At 35.6% G+C, this 23,086-nt stretch carries 18 protein-coding genes and 1 pseudogene; 11 read left to right on the forward strand and 8 right to left on the reverse strand.

Annotated elements, in window-relative coordinates:
- The first annotated feature begins 125 nt into the window (after nucleotides 1–125).
- The 10 genes from F598_RS0106870 (at nucleotide 126) to F598_RS0106920 (ending at nucleotide 15,612) form a co-directional block, all read left to right on the forward strand.
- Complete coding sequence (locus tag F598_RS0106870) at nucleotides 126–1,376, forward strand: efflux RND transporter periplasmic adaptor subunit (RefSeq protein WP_019038296.1); 1,251 nt, start codon at nucleotides 126–128, stop codon at nucleotides 1,374–1,376.
- A 28-nt stretch (nucleotides 1,377–1,404) separates the two neighbouring features.
- Nucleotides 1,405–2,082, forward strand: a complete 678-nt coding sequence (locus F598_RS0106875) for an ABC transporter ATP-binding protein (RefSeq protein WP_019038297.1) — start codon at nucleotides 1,405–1,407, stop codon at nucleotides 2,080–2,082.
- A gap of 31 nt (nucleotides 2,083–2,113) precedes the next feature.
- Nucleotides 2,114–4,474, forward strand: coding sequence for an ABC transporter permease (locus F598_RS0106880; RefSeq protein WP_019038298.1), 2,361 nt, complete (start codon nucleotides 2,114–2,116; stop codon nucleotides 4,472–4,474).
- A gap of 39 nt (nucleotides 4,475–4,513) precedes the next feature.
- Complete coding sequence (locus tag F598_RS0106885) at nucleotides 4,514–6,883, forward strand: FtsX-like permease family protein (RefSeq protein WP_026302565.1); 2,370 nt, start codon at nucleotides 4,514–4,516, stop codon at nucleotides 6,881–6,883.
- 54 nt (nucleotides 6,884–6,937) lie between these two features.
- On the forward strand, nucleotides 6,938–9,370 hold the full coding sequence (locus F598_RS0106890) for an ABC transporter permease (protein ID WP_026302566.1): 2,433 nt from the start codon (nucleotides 6,938–6,940) through the stop codon (nucleotides 9,368–9,370).
- Nucleotides 9,371–9,382: 12 nt separating this feature from the next.
- The gene (locus F598_RS0106895) at nucleotides 9,383–11,812 is read left to right on the forward strand and encodes an ABC transporter permease (RefSeq protein ID WP_019038301.1); all 2,430 of its coding nucleotides are present in this window, start codon (nucleotides 9,383–9,385) and stop codon (nucleotides 11,810–11,812) included.
- A 22-nt stretch (nucleotides 11,813–11,834) separates the two neighbouring features.
- The gene (locus tag F598_RS0106900; RefSeq protein ID WP_019038302.1) at nucleotides 11,835–12,503 is read left to right on the forward strand and encodes an ABC transporter ATP-binding protein; all 669 of its coding nucleotides are present in this window, start codon (nucleotides 11,835–11,837) and stop codon (nucleotides 12,501–12,503) included.
- A 4-nt stretch (nucleotides 12,504–12,507) separates the two neighbouring features.
- Complete coding sequence (locus tag F598_RS0106905) at nucleotides 12,508–13,920, forward strand: TolC family protein (protein WP_019038303.1); 1,413 nt, start codon at nucleotides 12,508–12,510, stop codon at nucleotides 13,918–13,920.
- An 841-nt stretch (nucleotides 13,921–14,761) separates the two neighbouring features.
- A complete protein-coding gene (locus F598_RS0106915; RefSeq protein WP_019038305.1) occupies nucleotides 14,762–15,106 on the forward strand; it encodes a single-stranded DNA-binding protein in 345 nt (114 codons plus the stop codon).
- A gap of 80 nt (nucleotides 15,107–15,186) precedes the next feature.
- On the forward strand, nucleotides 15,187–15,612 hold the full coding sequence (locus F598_RS0106920; RefSeq protein WP_019038306.1) for a DUF6876 family protein: 426 nt from the start codon (nucleotides 15,187–15,189) through the stop codon (nucleotides 15,610–15,612).
- Between the two features lie 170 nt (nucleotides 15,613–15,782).
- Here F598_RS0106920 and F598_RS0106925 read toward each other — a convergent pair whose 3' ends face one another.
- The 8 genes from F598_RS0106925 to F598_RS0106960 all read right to left on the reverse strand — a co-directional run bounded on the left by F598_RS0106925 (nucleotide 15,783) and on the right by F598_RS0106960 (nucleotide 22,440).
- On the reverse strand, nucleotides 15,783–16,007 hold the full coding sequence (locus tag F598_RS0106925) for a hypothetical protein (RefSeq protein WP_019038307.1): 225 nt from the start codon (nucleotides 16,005–16,007) through the stop codon (nucleotides 15,783–15,785).
- A gap of 293 nt (nucleotides 16,008–16,300) precedes the next feature.
- Nucleotides 16,301–16,678 carry a hypothetical protein gene (locus tag F598_RS0106930; protein ID WP_019038308.1) on the reverse strand — a complete coding sequence of 126 codons (378 nt, stop codon included), beginning with the start codon at nucleotides 16,676–16,678 and terminating at the stop codon, nucleotides 16,301–16,303.
- 22 nt (nucleotides 16,679–16,700) lie between these two features.
- On the reverse strand, nucleotides 16,701–17,114 hold the full coding sequence (locus F598_RS0106935; RefSeq protein ID WP_019038309.1) for a hypothetical protein: 414 nt from the start codon (nucleotides 17,112–17,114) through the stop codon (nucleotides 16,701–16,703).
- Between the two features lie 10 nt (nucleotides 17,115–17,124).
- Nucleotides 17,125–17,544 carry a GreA/GreB family elongation factor gene (locus tag F598_RS0106940; RefSeq protein ID WP_019038310.1) on the reverse strand — a complete coding sequence of 140 codons (420 nt, stop codon included), beginning with the start codon at nucleotides 17,542–17,544 and terminating at the stop codon, nucleotides 17,125–17,127.
- 23 nt (nucleotides 17,545–17,567) lie between these two features.
- Nucleotides 17,568–18,869, reverse strand: a complete 1,302-nt coding sequence (locus tag F598_RS0106945; RefSeq protein ID WP_019038311.1) for a Glu/Leu/Phe/Val family dehydrogenase — start codon at nucleotides 18,867–18,869, stop codon at nucleotides 17,568–17,570.
- Between the two features lie 579 nt (nucleotides 18,870–19,448).
- Nucleotides 19,449–20,777 carry a sigma-54-dependent transcriptional regulator gene (locus F598_RS0106950; protein WP_019038312.1) on the reverse strand — a complete coding sequence of 443 codons (1,329 nt, stop codon included), beginning with the start codon at nucleotides 20,775–20,777 and terminating at the stop codon, nucleotides 19,449–19,451.
- Between the two features lies 1 nt (nucleotide 20,778).
- Nucleotides 20,779–21,861 (reverse strand): sensor histidine kinase, encoded by a 1,083-nt coding sequence (locus F598_RS0106955; protein ID WP_019038313.1) that lies wholly within the window; start codon nucleotides 21,859–21,861, stop codon nucleotides 20,779–20,781.
- A gap of 225 nt (nucleotides 21,862–22,086) precedes the next feature.
- The gene (locus F598_RS0106960; RefSeq protein ID WP_019038314.1) at nucleotides 22,087–22,440 is read right to left on the reverse strand and encodes a cupin domain-containing protein; all 354 of its coding nucleotides are present in this window, start codon (nucleotides 22,438–22,440) and stop codon (nucleotides 22,087–22,089) included.
- 95 nt (nucleotides 22,441–22,535) lie between these two features.
- On the opposite strand from F598_RS0106960, the pseudogene F598_RS15595 reads away from it, so the two are divergent.
- A pseudogene (locus tag F598_RS15595) lies at nucleotides 22,536–22,832 on the forward strand (DUF6876 family protein); the annotation flags it as partial.
- Nucleotides 22,833–23,086 lie beyond the last annotated feature (254 nt).

Genomic DNA, 23,086 nt, shown 5'->3' on the forward strand with positions numbered 1-23,086 from the left:
GGCGGACACGAAGTGTTCGAAAACGGACACTTTATTTTCCTTAAAATAATTTAGTTCGCTTATAACCAGGTAATTGAATTTGTGGCATCGATTTGTCTATATCAAATGAAAATAGATTTAGCTTTATGGACATACCACTTAAAAAGAAACGATTTACTCCAAAGAAACTAGCTACAGTAGGTGGAATTGTTTTATTGACATCACTCATTCTTTTTGTGATTTACTCGTCTAGTGGAAATTCAAAACTCAATGTTGAAAAAGAAAGAATAAGCATCAATATGGTAACACAAGGAGGCTTTCAGGAAAATATTCCAGTGAATGGAGCCGTCCTTCCTATAAAGACCATTTATCTGGATGCCATTGAAGGGGGTCGAGTTGAAGAGAAGTTTGTGGAAGATGGAGCTATGATGAAAGAGGGGGAGCCAATATTGAGATTATCTAATACAGATTTAGAATTAAGTCTGGTAAATCAGGAAACCTCGGTTTTTGAACTGCTCACTCAAATGCAAATCTCTCAAACTGCTGCTAGGCAAAATACAATCAACAGACTAAATCAACTTACTGATGTTGAAAACAGCTTGATTGAGGCTGAACGAATTTACAATTTAAACAAAAGTCTATTAGATAAAGGAGCAATAGGGAAACAAGAATTTCTACAGTCTGAAAATAATTTGAATTATCAAAAAAACCGAATGAAATTAGCTCAACAGGTTATGAAACAGGATTCGATTGCTACCAAGCAAGAGGCAACTCAAAGTAAGACCTCATACGAAAGAACACAACAAGCTTTAAAACTAATGCGTAAAAAAGTGGAAGACTTGGTTGTTAAGGCTCCAATAGATGGGCAACTCACGTCCCTTAATGCAGAAATAGGGGAGTCTAAAACTAAAGGCGAACGTTTGGGACAATTAGATGTATTGACAGGCTATAAAATTAGAGCCGAAATTGATGAGCATTACATCACCAGAGTTGTTTCCGGGCAAGAAGGCAGCTTTAAGTACAGAGACAAGGCTTTTGATCTGGAGATCAAAAAAGTATTTACTCAAGTAACCAATGGTAGGTTTCAGGTGGATATGGAGTTTAAAAATAAAGCTCCTGAAAATTTGAGACGCGGACAAACTTTCCAAATTCGACTAGCTTTAAGTCAGGAGAAAGAAGCCATTTTAATTCCAAAAGGGGGATTCTTTCAACAGACAGGAGGCAACTGGATTTTTAAGGTATCAGAAGATGGTGAGATTGCTTATAAAACACAGATACAACTCGGAAGTCAAAATTCAGATTATTATGAAGTGCTTGAAGGAATTCAGCCTGGTGATAAAGTGATTACTTCCAGTTACGCTAATTTTGGAGAGGTGCAGGAACTCGTGTTAAACTAAATAAACGATAATTTAAAAAAAGCATATAATGATAAAAATATCCAACCTTGAGAAATACTATGAAACCGAAGAGGTGCAAACTATAGCACTTAATAAACTTTCTTTTGAAGTGAAAGAAGGGGAGTTTGCAGCCATTATGGGGCCTTCAGGTTGCGGTAAGTCGACCCTTCTTAATATCCTTGGACTTCTAGATGATCCAGATGGTGGAAGCTACCTGTTCAATGGAATTGAAGTTGCGGGTTTCAATGAAAGTAAGAGAGCTCAATTGAGAAAACACAATATAGGTTTTGTGTTCCAAAGTTTCAATCTTATCGACGAGTTAACGGTGTTTGAAAATGTAGAGCTCCCACTTATTTATACAGGAGTAAAGCCATCAGAGCGGAAAGAAAGAGTAGATGAAGTCTTAGAGAAAATGCAAATTATGCATCGCAGAAAACACTTTCCGCAGCAATTATCGGGTGGTCAACAACAGCGTGTTGCCGTAGCTAGAGCAGTTATAAATAAACCCAAACTTATTCTGGCGGATGAGCCCACAGGAAATTTGGATAGTACCAATGGAAATGAAGTCATGGACTTGCTCACAGAACTGAATGAAGCAGGAACCACAATCATTATGGTGACACACAGCGAACATGACGCCAAGTTTAGCCACAGAATCATTAGGATGTTAGATGGGCAGAAAGTTACAGAAAACGTATTAGTCTAAAAAAGAGTCATTCATACCTCAATTCGAAATCATGATTAAGAATTATTTTAAAATCGCGTGGCGCAATATTCTCCGAAATAAGGGATACAGCTTACTGAACATATTTGGTCTAGCCATAGGGATAACTTTCGCTAGCTTGATTTTACTTTGGGTAGAAGACGAGATGAATTTCGATACATCGATTGAAGATAAAAATCTGGTTTTTAATGTGCCAACCAATCAAAAATATGATGGAGAGTGGAGGACTTTTCAAATGGCAACGCCTGGACCATTAGCAGGGGTGCTTAAGGAAGAGATTCCTGAAATCACAAAAGCATCGCGATTACGAGATCAAGATTTTCTTTTTAGTGTTAATGATAAGGGTGTGAACAGTCATGGGGCTTATGCGGATGAAGATATCTTCGATATTTTTAATCTGAATTTTATTGAAGGAAATGCTAAAGAAGCTTTTAAAAACAAGAATAGTATTGTTATCTCACAACAAGTGGCTTCTATACTCTTTGGCCAAACTCAAAATATCATAGGCAAAACTGTTCAAGTGGACAGGGAGCTAAACTTTAAAGTCACTGGAATAATTCAAGATTTACCTGAAAATTCATCATATCATTTTTCTTGGTTGATCCCTTTTGAAAATTTTACCGACGGTAAAGAATGGACGAAAGATTATGGTAGTAATTTTACAGATACCTTCGTCAAAGTTTCTTCAGGAGTCAATGTTGATCAGGTCGATACAAAAGTTAGAGCTGTACTTCCTGCTAAAACAGGTGATGAGGAAACAGAAGCTATTTTATTTTCTGCAAAAGACTGGCATCTAAGAGCAAAGTTTAAGGACGGTCAAATAGTTGGTGGTAGAATTGAATATGTGCATTTGTTCAGCCTAATAGCACTGATCATTTTAATTATAGCTTGTGTGAATTTTATGAATTTGGCAACAGCCAGAAGCCAAAAACGAGCTACAGAAGTAGGTATGCGTAAAACTTTGGGCTCTGGAAGGAAACAACTCGTCTTTCAATTTATTGCTGAGTCCATGCTGACTGCTGGCTTAGCAACAATAATAAGTATAATTGCTTTATTAGTTATTCTTCCTGAATTTAATCTATTAGTTAATAAGAGCTTAAGTATTGATATTACAAGACCTTTACATCTACTTTCATTGTTTGGTATAACTATAATATGCGGACTTTTGGCTGGCTTGTATCCCGCGTTCTACCTTTCAGGATTTAAACCTATTCAGGTTTTAAAGGGAAATACTAAAAACTCTGGAAAGGCTTCTTTGATCAGGAAATGTTTGGTTGTCGGTCAATTTGCAACTTCTGTCATTTTGATAATTGGAACCATCGTAGTGTACCAACAAGTTGATCATATTAAAAACCGCAATTTAGGATTAGATAAAGATAATTTGATAGAGGTTCCTGCAGCAAGAGGAGAAATCATCAAAAACTTTGACCTGATTGAACAAGAACTTATAGCTTCAGGTCTTTTTCAAAGTGCTGGGCTTATGAATTCTCACATATTATCTGGAGGTAATAATACGTCAAATGTTCATTGGGCCGGAAAACCCGAAAATTCAGATGTCTTAGTTTCATTTAGAACCGTTACACCTAACTTTTTTGATGCTACTGGTATGACTATCAAAAAGGGGAGTGGATTTAGAAAATCTCAAGCTGTTGATAGCACTAATGTATTAATCTCAGAAACTTTTGCTGAACTTTTAAATACTGAAAACATATTAGGAAGTACGATTTATTGGGGTGATGATAAATTAACTGTCAAAGGTGTGGTGGAAGATTATCTATATGGTGACGTTTATGGAAGTAGTGATCCAGTATTATTTTTTCATATGGTCGAAGGGGCTGATTATATGTACATCAAGCCTGCAGAGGGAGCAAAGATGACAGTTGCTTTAGCAAAAATTGAAGAAGTTCTCAATACTTACAATCCAGGATTTCCATTTGAGTACAATTTTGTAGATGATAGCTTTAATGCTAAGTTTAAAAGTGAGCAGATGATTGGTGATATTTCTAAAATATTTGCCATTCTAGCTATAGTCATTTCTTGCATCGGGCTCTTTGGATTGACTGCCTACATGGCAGAGCAAAGAAAAAAAGAAATTGGAGTTCGTAAGGTCTTAGGGTCCAGTGTTTTTAAAATAGTCAAATTATTATCCAAAGATTTTTTAAGACTCATCTTTATAGCTCTTGTCTTGGCTATTCCTTTAGCTTGGATTATCATGCATAATTGGCTTCAAGATTACGCTTACAGAATAAATATCTCCTGGTGGATTTTCGCCCTCGCTGGATTTATGGTAATCTCAATAGCCATCATTACCATCAGTTTTCAAGCTGTTAAAGCAGCTACTGCTAATCCGATAAAAAGTTTAAGAACTGAATAAAATTCTCCTGGTAAGAATAAGGGTTTAATAAATACAATCATGATCAAGAATTATTTTAAAATCGCATGGCGGAATTTAATGAAAGATAAATTCTATAACCTCATAAGTCTGTCTGGACTTACCATCGGTCTTTCTATGTCGATATTTATTATCATCTGGATTCAATCTGAATTGAGTTACAATTCATTTGTAGCTCATCACGATAACATCTACCGTGTATCCAGTAATATTAATAGCGGTGGAGAACTTCAGACGTGGGGAACTTCTACAGGTCCGGTTGCTTCCTTTGCGAAATCTGATATTCCTGAGGTTAAAAACGCAGTGCGAGTTCAGGAAAACTGGTCTTATAGAATTTACAGCGTTGAGGAAAATGATTTCGAATTGACAGGGGCTTATGTCGATACCGAATTTTTTGAAATGTTTGAAAGAAAGGTAGTTGATGGAAATCATAAACAACTGCTTAGAAGTACAACCTCAATTGTTTTAACTGAAACAACTGCTCAAAAACTTTTTGGCACATCCAAAGCTGTTGGTAAAACTTTAAAAGCAGATCATGACGATGTCTTTACGGTGACGGGTGTGGTTGAAGATCTTCCTCAAAATTCTAGTGTAGATTATGAAATGTTTTTCTCATTGGATATCTTAAAAGGAGAATATTCTGAGGGTAATTACTGGAAATCTTTAGACACCGACTGGGGAAATTTCAATTTTATTACCTATTTGCAATTGCAAAATCCTGAAGACGTTGAAAGTGTTACTCGAAAACTAACTATTATTCAACAAACTAACGACCCTAATGCTGAATCGTTTAAAGTAAAGGAGTCTTATTATTTACAGCCAATAGCACAAATGAATTTATATAGCCCAGGTGGAATTCCCAAAGGGATGAATACTGTGCAAATTTTTGGAATCGTGCTGATAATAATTCTATCAATTGCTTGTATCAATTACGTCAACCTGTCCACTGCAAAAGCATTTCAACGAAGTAAAGAAGTAAGCATCCGCAAGATCATCGGTGCAGATAAGAAAAACCTGTTTACTCAGTTTCTAGTAGAATCTACGCTGTTTTTTAGCTTAGCCACCATTGTAGCTGTTGGGTTGGTCTACCTTCTAGCCCCTTTCTTTAGAGAAGTTTCTGGAAAGGAATTGCCAATCGACTTTTTACAGAGTCAATTATTGGGTTTGATTTTTGGAGTATTTGTAATCACGCTCATAGTCTCCTCTATTTATCCAGCACTTATGTTGTCTTCTTTTAAGCCTCTTCAAGCCATAAAAGGTCGTGTGAGTGGTGTAAGTAAAGGAACTTTTAGAAAAGTATTGGTAACAGTGCAATTTGCTTTTTCTGTGATTCTTATTATAGGAACTATAGTCATTGCTCGTCAGCTTGACTATTTGACTTCCAAAAACCCAGGTTATGATCGTAGCCAAGTCCTTAACTTTTGGATGAGTGGATCTATGCAACAGCAAGCTATATCGCTCAAAAACAGGTTGGTAAACCTACCAGGAGTGAAGGGAGTTTCATTTGCTTCCAATTCCATCATAAATAACGGCAATACAACTGGAGATGTTGCCTGGGATAGCGAAAACCCTAACGCAGAACTTATTGTTAACCCGATAGCTATTGATGAAAATTTTATTCCTCTCCTCAAAATGAATCTTTTACAAGGAGAAAACTTTAAAGGGATAAGTACAGATTCTACACATTACATCCTTAATGAAACTGCCATAAGATTGATGGGAATTGAAGATCCAATTGGCAAAAACTTTGAGTTATGGGAAACAAAAGGTATAATTCTAGGGGTTGTTGAAGACTTTAATTTTGAATCTTTCAAAAACGATATTGGTCCTGCTGTTCTTTATTATCAACCTGATTCTTTTAGAGCGTATTTAAAAATAGATGGTAATAATACATCTTCTACTCTAGCCGCTGTTGAAGCCATATGGAAAGACTACAATCCAAACTATCCCTTTGAATATTCGTTTATGAATGCGGAATATGAAAACATGTATCGTAAGGATCAACGTACAGGAGACTTGTTTAACAACTTTTCTATCATCGCCATTTTTGTGTCCTGTTTAGGGTTGTTCGGAATTACTACCTACACAGCTCAACTAAAAAAACGTGAAATAGGAATTAGAAAAGTACTTGGCGCTTCCATTTTTCAAGTCACCAAATTGCTGTCGAGTGATTTTCTAATTCTTGTCGCAGTCTCAGCTGTTATTGCCATTCCACTGGCATGGTATGTCATGGATCTCTGGCTTCAAGATTTTGTTTACCGCATCCCTATGAGCTGGTGGATTTTTGCCTTGGCGGGAGGAATTACACTGGTTATTGCCATCATTACCGTCAGCTTTCAAGCTATACGGGCTGCCATAGCTAATCCTGTAAAAAGTTTAAGAACTGAATAAAAGTAGGACCTAACGGGTTTCCAAAATCTGTGAGGTCTTTAAAAACAAAACTTAATGATACGAAACTATTTTAAAATGGGACTAAGAGGTTTAAAAAATCAGCCTTTTTTTACACTCATCAATACCTTAGGTCTTGCTATAGGAACGGCAGGTGGTTTATTGATCGCGCTTTATGTTTATGATGAGCTCAATCATGATGAAATGTTTGCCGATTCTGACCTAATCCATAGAATTGATATGGAAATCAAATTTGGTGGTGCAGAAATTAAAAGTGCTGAAAGTGCTGCCCCTTTAGCTGGTGCATTAAAAAATGACTTTCCCGAAGTTGAGCAAACAACTCGATTTAGAATTCAGGGGAGCAATTTGTTTAGAGATACTCAAAAAACCGATAACATCAAAGAGCTTCATACCACGTATGCCGACTCTACTTTGTTAGAGATGTTTGATCTTGAACTTATTCATGGTAATAGAAAGACTGCACTAAAAAAGCCAAATACCCTGGTCATGACCAGAACCGCTGCTGAAAATCATTTTGGTAGCGTGGACGTTGTAGGTAAAAATCTCTTGCTGAATAATAAAGAAATGTATCAAGTCACTGGTGTTATGGAAGATTTGCCTTCAAATTCTTTTCTGAAGGATTATACGATATTCATGGCTATGGCTGGTAATGTAGCTTCCCGCGAGGATATCTGGGGTGGTAATAATTACTTCACATTTATCAAAGTATCTCCAGATACCAGTATGGAAAAATTCCAATTACAACTTGACGGACTATTGGAAAAATATGTGCTCCCCTGGGCTACTAGAACCTTTCCAGGGATGACTGCGGAATCTTTTTTGGCTTCGGGAAATTACATACGATATCACAGCATACCGCTAACGGATATTCATCTGCACTCGAACAATAAGGTCGAGATGTCTAAGGTAGGAGATATGCAAAATGTTTACATCCTCTCATTCATCGGTTTTTTCTTGATTTTTCTGGCTAGTGTGAATTTTATGAATCTCTCTACAGCTCATTCGCTTAAAAGAGCCAAAGAGGTTGGCATACGCAAAACACTTGGCTCTAACCGGGGACAATTAATCATTCAATTTTTGACAGAGTCAGGAATTGTTGTTTTTGTATCTATGTTACTTGCTGTGCTAGTTTCCTCCATAGCACTTCCATTTTTTAATGACTTGGCTGGTCGAGCTATTTCTATTCCTTTTGAAAACCCTATGTTCTATGGGTGGCTGATATTGATCACGATCATTCTTGGATTGATTTCTGGCAGTTATCCAGCATTTGTGATTTCTAAATTTGCTCCCATTGATACCTTAAAAGGCAATAGCTTTCAAACTAGCAGCAAATGGAACATGCGTAGTGTTTTAGTTGTTTTTCAGTTTGGTGTAGCCGTATTCTTAATAGTAGGGACGCTAGTCGTTTTTCAACAGTTAAAATTTATACAGAATAAAGATCTAGGCTTTGATAAGGAACAGGTTCTCATTATCAATGATACCTATGCAGCTGGGGACCAAGTCAATGCAATGCGACAGGAGATACTGAATTTAAGTGCTGTTCAAAACGCTACCGTGAGTAGCTTTATGCCTGTGTCCTCTTCACGCTCGAGTACTTCTTTTTTTCAGGAGGGGAAAATGGATCAACAATACGCTATACAGTCCCAAGTATGGAAAGTAGATGAGCATTACTTGAATACACTTGATTTAAAATTGATAAGCGGAAGGAACTTCAATGGGCAGTTTGTCTCAGACTCAACAGCGGTTATTATAAATGAATCCACACTCAAAACTCTCGGTTTAGATGCAGAAGAAGCATTAGGGGTTAGAATTACTCAAGAAGTTGAATTGGGCGAACCTTTATACTTTAAGATCATAGGTGTGGTTCAAGATTTCCATTATGAATCGCTTAGAGATGACATAGGCGCATTGGCCCTATTTATGGATAGGTCTACAGGTTATATGGCGATCAAATTAAAGACGGCTGACCTTACAGATATCCTTTCTAACATAGAAAATATCTGGGCATCAAAAGCACCTGGACAGCCTTTTGATTATCGTTTTATGGACGATGCCTTCGAGACGTCCTATAAAGAAGAACAACGCTTAGGTAGTATTTTCATGGTATTTACCTGTCTTTCCATCTTTATCGCTTGTTTGGGTCTTTTTGCTCTGGCTATGTATAATGCACAAACAAGAACCAAAGAAATAGGGGTCCGCAAAGTCCTGGGTGCCAGCGTGAGACAAATTACATTTAGACTGACCTTAAATTTTCTAAAACTGGTTGGGGTTGCTATTCTTTTTGCTCTTCCACTAGGGTGGTATTTTATGGATATCTGGCTTCGGGATTTTACTTACCGCATTCAGGTAGGTTGGCAAACCCTTGGTTTTGCGGCACTACTAGTAATTTTTATAGCCATATTTACTGTAAGCTTTCAAGCTATAAAGGCCGCTATTGCCAACCCCGTCAAAAGTTTAAGAACTGAATAAAAACCAATCATTATGATACGAAACTATTTTAAAATCGCCTGGAGAAATATCTGGAAAAACAAAATGTTTTCGGCGATAAATATCGTGAGTTTAGCCATAGGTCTTAGTGCTTCTTTTGTCATCGGACTAATGATATACCATGATTTCTCCTTTGATAATTTTCATCCCAATAAAGATCGTATTTACAGACTGGTAACAGATTCTGATTCACCAGAAGGCAAATACAGTTTTAGTGGTGTTAATGTTCCACTTAAAAAAACTATAAAAGAAGGCATGCCAGGAATAGAGACGGCAACTTCTTTTTTCACATTCACCCCTTATCAATTGAATGTGAATGGAAATGAATTTAAAGATCCTGAAGGTTTAATTCTTTCAGACCATCAGTATTTTGAGATTTTTGATTACAACTGGTTAGTTGGAGATAGAAACGTATTAAAGCAGGCTAATACCGTTGTGCTTAGTTTGAAAAAAGCTAAATCATATTTTCCGAATTTATCACTTGGCGAAATGATGGGTAAAACCATTACCTATGATGATTCCACACAGGTTAATGTTTCTGGTATTGTAGCTGATTTTGAAGAAAATAGCGATCTTATTTTCAACGAATTTGTTTCTCTTCCCACAGCTGTTCAAACTGATATGAGAGAAACAGTTACCAGCGAATACTGGACAAGCTCAAATTCCAATTCACAAATGTTTGCCTTACTTAATGAGAAGTCTAAAATGACTGACGTACTGTCTAGACTCGATGAATTAGCCAAAAAGCACGAGAACCCAGAATATGTCAAAGATGGATATAGAACTGGCTATAGTCTTCAGCCCTTAGAAGACTTACATTTTAGTGATTTTGGAATTTTTGATTATGGGAATATAGCTGCTAATAAATCAGTATTGATTTACTTATCTGCGATTGCCTTGTTTTTGCTTGCCTTAGGTTGTATTAATTTCATCAATCTTAACACTGCTCAAGCCACTCAACGCGCAAAGGAAATCGGTATTCGTAAAACACTGGGAAGCTCCAAGCTACAACTTATCTATCAGTTTTTAGGAGAAACCTTTTTGCTGACATTTATCTCAGGTATGGTTTCAGTTTTCTTGGGTTATGTTTTCTTCAAAGTGTTTAGCGATTTTCTTCCACCTACCTTTGATTATGGTTTAATCCTTGAACCTGACGTGATTATCAGCCTATTTTTATTATTGATTTTGGTTAGTCTTTTTTCAGGAATCTATCCGGCCTTGATCCTGTCTCGCTTTAAGCCAGTATCTGTTTTAAAAAGTCGAATTTTTTTTAATACTGATCAATCCAAATTCAGAAAAGTCTTGACCTTTTTTCAATTTGGGATCGCTCAGATCTTTATTATCGCCACTCTTTTAGTGGGAAAGCAAATCAACTTTATGATGAATAAAAACATGGGGTTCAAATCTAAAGAAGTGGCTCATTTCAATTTTCCCTCCGAAGATAGAAGTATTGATAAGTTGTATCTGATGAAGAATGAGTTGGAAAAGAATCCTAGAATTAAAGCTATTAGTCTAGGAAGTGCACCTCCTGCATCGTATAAGATTTATGGTAGTAAACTGAGTTTTGCTCAGGAAAATGGAGAAGTCAATGTGTATTTTAATCAACTTTTTGGAGATACTAATTATTTGGAGTTTTACGATATCCCTTTACTTGCAGGGAGACAACCACTCAACGATACCATAAGAGAATATGTGATTAATGAATCATTATTGGCTGAATTGGGTTTTAAAAACCCAGAAGATGCCATTAACAAGCAAATTAAAATCAATGATAAACCTTATCCTATTGTGGGAGTTATGCGCAATTTTAATCAGTATTCACTGAAATTAGAAATTAAACCAATGGCATTTGTGCCAGATTATTACATAAGGAATTACTCTTCTTTTACCACCCTTAGTTTTGTGATCAACCCTAACAATAACCTTAAAGAAACGATTAGTCAGGTTGAGGAACAGTGGGATGCTATTTATCCAAATTCAGAATTCAATGTAAACTTCTTAGATGACACTCTGGCTTCTTTTTATAAGAATGAGAAAAACACCTCGAAGCTTTTACAATGGGCTGCAGGTCTAAGCATATTGATAAGCATTCTTGGCCTTTTAGGCCTGGTGGTTTATACCACCGAACGAAAAACCAAAGAAATAGGTATAAGAAAAATCCTTGGAGCTTCCATTTTAGGACTCAACATACAACTCTGCAAAGAGTTTATAAAGCCAATTCTTTTCGCTGTTGTTGTCGCCATTCCAATAGCATGGTATGGACTCCATCAATGGTTGGAGGATTTTGCCTACAAAACAGAATTCAACTGGTGGATTTTTGTTATGAGTGCATTCCTTATGATTTTGATTGCTCTTTTAGTTATGTGTTTCAAAACCATTCAAGCAGCATTAAGAAATCCAGCCCAAAGCTTAAGAACTGAATAACTTTCATATATAAATTAAAACAATGCTTTTAAAACTTAACCACATTTACAAATGGGTAAAATCTGGAGGAAGACGAGTTTTCTTACTAAATGACCTCAATTTAACAATCGAAAAAGGAGAATTCATTTCATTGATGGGGCCCTCTGGTTCTGGTAAATCTACATTGTTCAACGTGATTGCAATGCTAGATACCTTTGATGAAGGAGACTATTTTTTTGAAAATGAAACTATCCATGATCTCAATTCGAAACAGAAGACCAAACTCTTCAATGAAAACATCGGTTTCATCTTTCAGGCCTATCATCTTTTAGATGATTTGACGGTTTATGAAAATATTGAGACACCTCTTCTTTATAAAAAAATTAAAAGTTCTGAACGAAAAGCTTTAGTTGCTGACATGTTGGACAAATTCAATATTGTTGGGAAAAAGGATTTATTCCCACATCAACTTAGCGGTGGACAACAACAATTGGTAGGTATCGCAAGAGCTTTAATCATCAAGCCAAAACTTATCCTTGCTGATGAACCAACTGGGAATTTAAATTCTACCCAAAGCGATGAAATCATGCAACTTTTTAAAGATTTAAATACAGAGGGTATTACTATCATTCAAGCTACGCATTCAGAAAGCAATGCAGCATATGGTTCACGACTTATAAAACTTTTGGATGGAAGTGTTAATAACAAATAGGATCATGGTCAAAACAATCATCTACTTAGTAATTTTTTTAGTTCAAATGTTAGGATTTGCTCAAGATCCAGTTCTGGAATTAGATCTAGACACTGCTTTGCAAATTGCTTTAGAAAATAATTTAGATGTTGAACGCTCAAATCTAAGAGCTCAAACCTCAGATATAGAATTCAATCAGTCCCGAAATTCTAGGTTGCCAAATTTGAATGGGAATTATAATTTCGGACTGAATAATGGTAGAAGTATCGATCCCTTTACAAATACCTTTATCGAAGAACAACTCACTTTTTCTAGTGCGGGCTTGAGCTTAGAAGCTACTATTTTTAATGGTTTTCAAATTAAAAATAGAATTCAACGGGATCGTTTCAATCTTCAGGCTGCTAAGGCTGATGTGGAGCAAGCCAAACAGGAAATGGTTTTAAATGTCACACTTGCTTACTTTCAGATTCTAAATAACAATGATTTATTGAAACTAGCTTTATCAAGAAAAAAATCAACTTTAGAACAGTTGGAACGTTTAAAAAACTTAAATGAAGAAGGGGAGGGCAATCCAGCCAATTATACGGATATTGTGGGGCAACTAGCCAATGATAATTCTATAATTGCCGATGCAGAAAACAGCCTGGAGGCTTCTAAATTGGAATTGATTCGACTTTTGAATATTGATTCAGAAATTAGTATTTCTGAGAGTCAGCTTATCGATGAACCTGTGATGTACGCATATTCAGTCACAGAGGTTTTTGAAGAATCTTTAGAAAATTTAGCTGCTTTTAGGTCTGTTGAATTGAAAATCAAAGCAGCTGAAGAAGACATACAAGCTTCACAAAGTTTATATGCACCAGAAGTAACTTTGTTTGCTCAATTGAATACAAATTTTTCAAGTTTAGCGACCTTGTTTAACGAATCTGGAATTCAAATAGTAGAAACAGATCAGTTTGTAAGTATTGGAGGAGATGATTTTTCAGTATTTAGTCCAGAAACCAATTTTTCAGCAGAAAGTATTGCTTATCAGGATCAATTGATTAATAATTTAAATTCCAATATTGGTGTTGCATTACGGGTTCCTATTTTCAATGGGTTTAGAGCTAAAAATAATGTGGCTTTGCAAAAAATTATTCTGGAGGAGCAGAAAGTAGAATACCAGAGTACCTTTAATGAGTTTCGACAAGCAATCCAGGTAGCACATAACGATATGCAGACGGCTCATGCCAAATATCTTATTTTTGAGGACCAAGTGCAGGCTTATACAGAGTCTTTTCGTGTTAATGAAATTCGGTTTAATAGTGGTGTGTCCAATATTGTGGAATACATCATCAGTAAAAACAATCTGGATAACGCCAAAATCAATTTGGCCAATGCTCGCTTTGAGTATATTTTTAGAACAAAGATATTAGATTATTATAGAGGAATTAGTTAAGATCTAGTTACCTAGATAATAATATTTCTCATTGTTATTTGATAAAGAAACTAGCATTAAAGTTTAGATTTTTAGATAAACTTGAAATTGATGATTTATTGTTTTCAACGATATTGTAATACTTTATATATGCTCAGCCCATTCCCTTGTATTCCGCTAAAGCTCGATACTAGGAAAAGAGCTTCACTAGAAGTCTTGGACCTATCTGTTGTTTTGCTTCCTTCATGTCGCTTACCCTAACCGTCCCGATAGCTATCGGGACTGGTTAGGGACACTCCATTTCGTCACAAAAAACAGACAAGTCCGCTTTTTTGAATAGGAACGCCAAGCGCTTTGATGTTCTTAACTAGATGTTTTACGTAGACTTCTTCTAGTCTCACTTGAACATCTCTAAACATCCAAGCGCTGGCTGGCCCATTTTAAGGGGTTGATAATGGATCAAGCCTTCTTTGTTTTTCGGGGTATCGAAAAACAGGTAGCGACTAACCCATTCTATGTTTATCCCCCTTATTCACTTCGCTTAACTTATCTGTACGCTCTGCTCTTAAGTGGTCTAAAAAGAATGGCTAAGGCGCTTATGGAACTTGTCAAGGCTATACGAGTTTTAGTCCACAAATAAGGTTTCTACTTCCTTGAAAACCAGCCTGCCTTTGGTCAGGCTGGTTTTTCCACGTCGCAGACACTCCTGATTTATTTCCTAAAAGCCTTGACAAAACCCACTTGCCCCATTGTGCTATGCACGGAAGAAAAGAACAAACACCCCTTAAAATTTAATCTGTTTTAAACCTATAGGGGAATTATTAATCTGCCTGTTAAGATACGGGCCTAAAATCTTTTAATTATGAGTACTTTAAAAAATCATGTACAGTTAATTGGAAACCTTGGCGGAGAGCCAAGCATTACGAACCTCGAAAGCGGTAAAAAAGTAGCCCGTTTCTCACTTGCCACCAACGCGTATTACAAAGACAATCAAGGCGACAAACAAACCGACACCAATTGGCATACGGTTGTGGCTTGGGGTAAGACAGCAGAAATTGTAGAGAACTACCTCTACAAAGGTAAAGAAGTAGGGATAGCGGGAAAGCTTAAAACGAGAACCTACACCACTGATGAAGGCGCTCAACGCTATGTGACTGAAGTTGTCGCTGATGAGGTCCTTTTACTTGGCAGCAAGATTGACCAGTAAATAATGAACCTAAACGAGGGCATGGTTTAGACCCATGTCCCCGTTTTTTCTTTTAAACCTTAACCTTAAACAAAAAAACCATGTCATCAAATAATCAACACCAACATCGTTCGTCAACTTCAGAGAGTACCCCTAAAGCTCAACTGATCCAGGAGCGCTTGAAATCTTTTACTGGGACAGAAATGTTCTATCAACTCCCGCTCTTCAAAACCAGATTCACAGATGGAGTAAAGTATCTATCCGAAGTTGCTGACTGTTTTTGGCTGATAACCGATGCTTCGGTAATCGCAAAGAGCTTAATGGGCAAAAGCGAGTTTATTACCATTGACTTTAAACGATTATCTAAAGCGGAACAAATCAAATCTCATACTGAGGCGGTAATCCTCTATAGTGATGGTAATAATAACCTACTAGAAAAACACGGCTACTTTGTTACGGATTTTCCGTTAGATGAATTGCGCTTATTTTTTGTAAACGACACGCTCATGTTACCTAGTGAATACTGATACAAATGATCTTAAGAAGGTCAATTTTTACAAAAAAAAATTTTATTAGCCTGAAATAACTTTTTTATTACTCAATATGCTTAAAACTTTTTCCTTGTTGTTAATAGATAAACAGAAGGTCAGATTTTTAAAAACTCAAAAAAATAAGTGTACTTATAATTTTTGAAAACTTAAGACGTGGATCTTCCTTTTAATCTGGTCTCGATTTTTTGTTTCTTTTTAGTGAGGCGTTTCATTAAACTCATTAGCTTTGGGTCTTCAGATTTTTTATAAATCTCATTGATAGCCAGTATTAATCGTTTAGCTTTTCGAGATGAAGCTACACGATCGCTCATAGACATATGCTTCATTTTTTCGTTTTCAAATTCCTCTGCTTCTTGTAAAAGCTTCTTCATAACCCGATTTGTATTTTCTTAATTAAGAATAGGAGCAGGAACTAACCAGCAAAGAATTACAATAATTAATAAACCAATTAGCACTACAGCGAGGTTAAATTTACGATCATTAATTGATTTCATAATTTTTATGTTAAGATATTTAGCAATGTATCGATGTGTAATTTTAGGTACTGGATTGTAGAATTCATTAAATAGTATTGAGGATTGATATATTAATCAATGATGAAATTTATTCACCAAAACATCAAATTCTGTGAATGCTATATTTTTATACATATTCACAAGCCTATTCATTGACCCAATGCTTTATAAATTACTTTTTTAAATGTTCTAAATTCTTTTAAAAACGAATAATATGAGTTTCTTTTTGCTTCGTGTTCTCTAAAACGTTGTACATCATACTCTTTTTTTCCATATTCGTAATCTGTGTGAAGCTGTTGTTCATACTTACACAATTTTGCCAACAACAATGTGTTTTTTCTTCTTACTGCGTTAAAATGTCCTTGTACACTGTATTCCTTCAATTGTTGCTGGCAAATTGTCTTCAACAAACTTATTTCTGTATTGATATATGTTAATGTATCTATCCAATTACTTAAATCAAACAAATCTTTTTTGATACAGAGCTGCCTATGTTTTTCAATTCTTTTTAATAAATCAATATCCAATGCGCAGAAGGCTTTTTTAGATTTAATCTGTTAAGTTTAATTTGTCATGAACAACGTCGAAAAAATCATCCTTTAATTTTCTGTATTTGTCCAGATGGTATAAGTAACTTCTTCTATAGGTTTCATGTTCATGTATATAGGCCATATCACACTGCATATCGTCGCATTCCAGAATATCTGATCTAGAATTCATATATCGTCTTAGGGCCCCTAAGACATTCTCATTTTCAACAGCTTTTTTTTCAAACCTCTTCAAAATCTCATCGCTTTTTAACTTGTGGTTCAATTCTCTAGAACATAAACCAATCAAATTATCCAACTCTTTTTGAATATAAGTGAGATGATTAACCCAGTTATCAAGTTCTATAGTGTTGATTTTATGAGTGACATCCACATCAGTATCATGATTAAAAATTTCTTTGTCTATAGTTTTCATAATTTATTCTTTATATCGAAACTTCAAAATCTCTTTGCTCGAGATCCTTTTCAACCTTTTTTAGCTTCAGCTTTTGTTTCCCTCCTGGAAAATCCCATTCTACTTCATCACCCTCAGAATACCCAAAAAGTGCTGCTCCCATAGGAGTTAGAATGGATATTTTGCTTTCAGCAGCACTTCTTTTATTAGGAGTAACTATTTGTATAGTTTTCTTCCACCCACTTTCAGATTCTACTGTTATTTTACTGTTGAATCTAATTATGTCTTCTGGCATCTGTTCATCATCTAGAACCTGGGCGGTTTTTATCTCCTCATTCAGTCGGTGTAATGACTTCTGTATTTCAATATCTTCAGAATATCCTGATAAGTTGAGTATGCGTTTTAAGTACACATACTCTTTTTTCTCTATTATTAATGTTTTGTATTTCATAATATTTGTGCATTAAATAGTATTTATGGAAAAATCCCTCTTTGTACATAGGCCTTTTCTATACGTTTTATAGCAATACAATAGGCTGCTTTTCTAAGTTCCATACCTTCCTTTTCTGAATACTCGAATACCTTGTTAAGAGATTCACGCATTTTCTTATCAAGTTTTGGCATGACTTCATCCAGATGCCATAATTCACCATTTCGGTTTTGCAACCATTCAAAATAACTTCCTATAACACCGCCAGAATTACATAGAATATCCGGAATAATAAGTATACCACGCTCTAGAAGTAGACGTTCACCTTCACCATTCGTAGGGCCATTAGCACCTTCTGCAATCAATTTAGCTTTGACCTGGTGAGCGTTGCGTTCTGTGATTTGATTTCCTAAGGCCGCGGGAATAAGAATCTCACATTCCACACCAAAAAATTCTTCCTTGTTTATAGCTTTTGCTTCAGGAAAATCTACTATACTTCCATCATTAGCTTTAGTATAATTAAGAAGATCTTCTACTTTTATACCTTTTTGATTTTCTATACTGCCGAAAGCATCTTGTACTGCTACTAACATGGCACCTTCTTGCTCAAGAAAATGAGACACCCAGTATCCAACGTTACCAAATCCCTGAACTATAAATTTTTTTCCTTCTAAAGTTTCATTATTGCGTTCAGACCAAAATTTAATACTTAGAAACACTCCATAACCAGTAGCTCTATCTCTACCTTCCAAACCACCACTACCGTCCGGTTTTCCTGTAACCACGTGGTGATTTGCGGTTCTTTCAGCCGGAGGTCTTGTACTCATGTAAGTATCTGCTATCCAGGCCATGGTTTGGCTGTTTGTATTTACGTCTGGAGCTGGTATGTCATGCTCTGGACCAATATTATCTGCTAAAGCAAAGGTGAATCTTCGGGTTATTCTTTCTAGTTCTGCTTCAGAGTATTTAGAAGGATCTAGTTGGATACCTCCTTTTCCTCCGCCATAAGGAAGTCCGGCTAACGAAGTTTTCCATGTCATCCACATAGCTAAAGCTCTGGCAGCATCAATATCAACAGTAGGATGATAGCGTAGACCACCCTTATAAGGACCTAAGGCGTTATTGTGTTGAACTCTGTAGCCTGTAAAAATTTCCACTTCACCGTTGTCTAACTTAACAGGGAAATGCACTACAATTTCGTTGTTAGTGATACTTAAAATTCTTTTTATATTAGGATGTAGATCAATATATTCAGCAGCACTATTAAATTGCTCTAGTACATTGTCCATCATGTTTCCGCCAGAGGATTTCTTTTTCTTCTCTATTTGTTTTGTGAGTGTTGTCATGTTTTAATTTTAACAAGTTTCTAAACTTTTATTTTCATTTATCTATTTTTCTGTGAATGGTTGTCATACAACTTTTTAAACCATTGCCATTTCTTGTTCTAATTCTTGTTTTGCAGTTGTATGTTCTGAACTTTGCTCATATTCTTGTGAATATTCGCTACAAGACCAGACTTTACTCTTTAGTGATGTTAGTACACATCCATTTTTATGATGGCAATCATTGCAGATACTCATAGTATTTGGTTTCATTAGATTTACAATTTTTTTTACATCGACTATAAGTCAATCTGCATGCCAATACCAAACACTAGGTTATTAATAAGCCCTTATTTAAGTATAAACATCAGTTAATCAGATATTTATTATTTAAAGTAAGATTTTGGAAAGAAATAGCAATCGGTACAATATATCCCAGGTGGGTGATTTTGTATCGATTATAAACAGTTTGGTCTAGTTGAATTAAAAGCGGCTAAACTTCAGAATTTGAAGCAGAATTCCGGCTTTTGATTTTCAGGTCAAAATAGAACCAGCAACCGCTCAAAAGATTTAGCTAGGATTTCGTTGATTACTAAGTATGCTCTAATCTTCAAGTTTTAATCGTATCGTTTTACGATCGATCCCTAAAATTTCGGACGCTTTTGTTTTATTATTGTTAGTTGCTTGTAGTACTCTAAGAATATGTTGCTTTTCTACTGCTTTAAGCGAAAGAAGTGTTTCTTCTGGAAACGTAATGTCATATTTAAGTGAATCGGGGAGATGCTCAACATCCACTTTACCGTCGCTCATTATCACAGCTCTTTGTATCACATTCTCCAATTCTCGTATATTTCCAGGCCAATCATAGCGCTCTAAAACCTTTAAAGCTTGTTGTGATAGTTGGATGAAGCGGTCTTTGTATTCTAACCCGTATTTTAAAAGGAATTTTTCTACCAATAGTGGAATATCTTCTTTACGTTCCCTTAAAGGAGCTACTGCAATTTCAACTACTGTTAGTCTATAGTAAAGATCTTCTCTAAACGCTTCTTTTTCTATCATAGCTTTCAGGTTGCTATTGGTGGCAGCAATAACACGAACATCTATTTTCTCTGCTTTTTGAGCACCTACTTTTACCACTTCTTTTTCTTGAAGTACTCGCAAAAGACGAGACTGAACAGCGGTAGAGGCATTCCCGATTTCATCTAAAAATATGCTACCTCCGTTGGCTGCCTGAAAAAACCCATCTCGATCTTTGTCTGCCCCCGTAAAAGCACCTTTGGTATAGCCAAATAACTCACTTTCTAACAGATTTTCTGGTATGCCACCACAATTCACGGCTATAAATGGAGCTCTTGAAAATTTACCTTTGTAATGAATAGCCCGAGCCACCAATTCCTTACCTGTTCCGCTTTCTCCTTTGATAAAGATGGTAGCCTTATTGTTTTTTACTCGTTCAATAATTTCTATGATGGATTGTATTTTATCTGACTTTCCTATAATCTCACCATAGGTGTTGTCTTCGAGCTTTAGTTCTTTAGTGTTTGGAACATCAGAGTTATTTTCAGTTTTTATTGATTTATGTATGGCAGTTTTCAACTCTTCCTTAGTGAATGGTTTTGTTAGGTAATCTACAACGCCAGATTTGATTGCCTCCAATGAATCCTGAACCGAGGGATATCCGGTAATAACCAAGGTTGGTAGTTTGGGATAATGTTCGGCTACAAATTTGATGAGCTCAGAGCCATTTATTTCGGGCATTTTTAGGTCAGTGATGAGCAAATCAATCTTGGTATCTCTCAAAATTTGTACAGCTTCTTTAACTGAAATAGCTTTGTAGGTATGAAAATTCCAGCTTTGCAGGTGTCTCTGCAATAACTCAAGGATATCGATATCATCATCAACGATTAATATATTTTCTTTTTTGAGTTGCATTTTAATGAGATTTTGGAAGTTGTACTGTAAAAATAGCTCCTTTATCCTTTCTATTTTTTGCAGTGATCGTGCCTTTATGACTAGTAACAATTCCATGCACTACACTCAATCCCAACCCAGAACCCTCACCAGTGGGTTTGGTAGTAAAAAATGGCTGAAAGACTTTCTCCATAGCTTCTTCTGGAAATCCAGGGCCTTCATCAGATATTTTTAAAATAATGTGATCTTTAGATTCTGACACTTCTATGTTAACCAGACCGTTTTCAGGCGAAAAATAAATGGCATTAATCACTAAATTAAAGATGATTTGAGTGAGTTGAATTGTATCAGCTTTCAAAAATAACTCCTCATCTTTGATATTTAATTCATATCTAATTTTTGATTTTTTGAAGGAAGCATCCAGTAAATTTAAAGCGCTCTTTATGTTTGGAACAATATTAACTTGCTTCATTTCCTGAGGCATTTCGCAGGCAAAAAACATCAACTTTTTGACGACTTCTCTGGAAAAAATGGTGTTTTCAATAATCTTATCTACATCACGACTTATTTCATGCTCATCAGATAATTCATCTTTTAATAATTCAGAAAAACCAAGTATGTTGGCAAGTGGTGTGTTGAGCTCGTGCGCAATACCCGCAGTAATTTCTCCAAGAATAGACAACCTGTCGGCTCGCTCCATTTGTCGTTTTAGCGATACTTCATTTTCAAGAATTTCCTTGCGTTCTAACAGCGTACCTATTTTTAAAGCCACATTGTCTAGCAATTGCTTTTCTTCTTTTAAGAAAGAACTTTTATTATCATCTAAATAAGCAATAATGTGTCCGGCGGGCTTGTTGAATATGAGAATTGGAGAATTTAGATTTATGTCACTGCCAGGTAGGAGAGCAGGGGATGAATAATTGTTTGTCTCAATGAAAATTCGTGTCTGCTCGGGGAATTGAAAGCCTTTTTTTAAACTTTTGGAAATAGCTTGAAAAGTTTCATCCAGTTGTTCAAAATCAACATTAACAATAATGGATGATACCTCATACAAGCAGGTCAATTCTTTGATGCGTTCTTTTAGGGCTTCTTCGGTGGTACTCATCCTGTAAATCTTTTAAAGCTGGTTTGATGTTTTATAACTAAATATGAAAATTATAATTCAAACCCTGTTTGTCTGATAACATTCAGCCAATTTACAATTTAGATAAATTATGAAACGATAAGTCATCATTTAATTTTCACAGCTGCAGAGAATGTAGAAGTGTTTATATAGATAATTGACATATCAGGATATTATACTGATATTAACTATTTCAAATGATAGTATTTAATCTTTTTTCGCTGAAGTATTGATGTTTTTAACACGACTTACTTTATCATTTTTTGAAAGAGAAAGACGTACAATACTGTTTTCAGTTGCTTTTAATTCGTGCGGAATGCCGCCGTCCAGCGCAATAATACTTCCTTGTTTTAGCTCATGCTTACCTCCGTGAACACCAAAGACTATTGAGCCTTTAAACACTTCCACAACTATGGGGAAGGGGGTTTTATGTTCTTTCATGATTTGCCCCTTTTGAAAAACAATCCGTATTTCTTTAGAACTTTTTGTTTCCAATAAGACTTGAATCGCTGGTTTATTGTCGTTATAATCCAAAGCTTCGTTAAGTGATGCTATTTTCATAGTGTAATATATTAAAATGAGTTATTATTCAATTTGAAGATTGATATTTTATTTATTGGCAACGCCAAAGAGTTTAAAAACTCCCGCTCTTCAAAACCAGATTCACAGATGGAGTCAAGTATCTATCAGAAGTTGCTGAATGTTTTTGGCTTGTAACCGATGCTTCGGTAATCGCAAAGAGCTTAATGGGTAAAAGCGAGTTTATTACCATTGACTTTAAACGATTATCTAAAGCAGAACAAATCAAATCTATTACAGAAGCTGTAATTCTTTACAGTGATGGAAATAATAATTTATTAGAAAAACACGGCTACTTTGCTATGGATTTTCCACTGGATGAATTGCGCTTATTTTTTGTAAATGATACGCTTATGTTACCTAGCGAATATTAATACAAATGATCCTTTGACGGTCTAATTTTTAAAACACCTCTGGTATTCAGAGGTGTTTTTTTATCGCTTGCTTTCTGGTATTCAGAAAAATGCATTATCTTTAATTTGCTGAAAATTCAGCATTAAAATTTAATAGGGATATCTACTTTCCACTTTCGCCGATATCCTTAAAGCGAGAACACTAACATTACGGAAAAATTAGTTTTCTAAACTGGCAATGGGTTGCTGATGTTAATCAGAAGCCCTATTGTATG

This window comes from Psychroflexus tropicus DSM 15496 (assembly GCF_000378765.1).
In the GTDB taxonomy this organism is placed as follows: Bacteria; Bacteroidota; Bacteroidia; order Flavobacteriales; family Flavobacteriaceae; genus Psychroflexus; species Psychroflexus tropicus.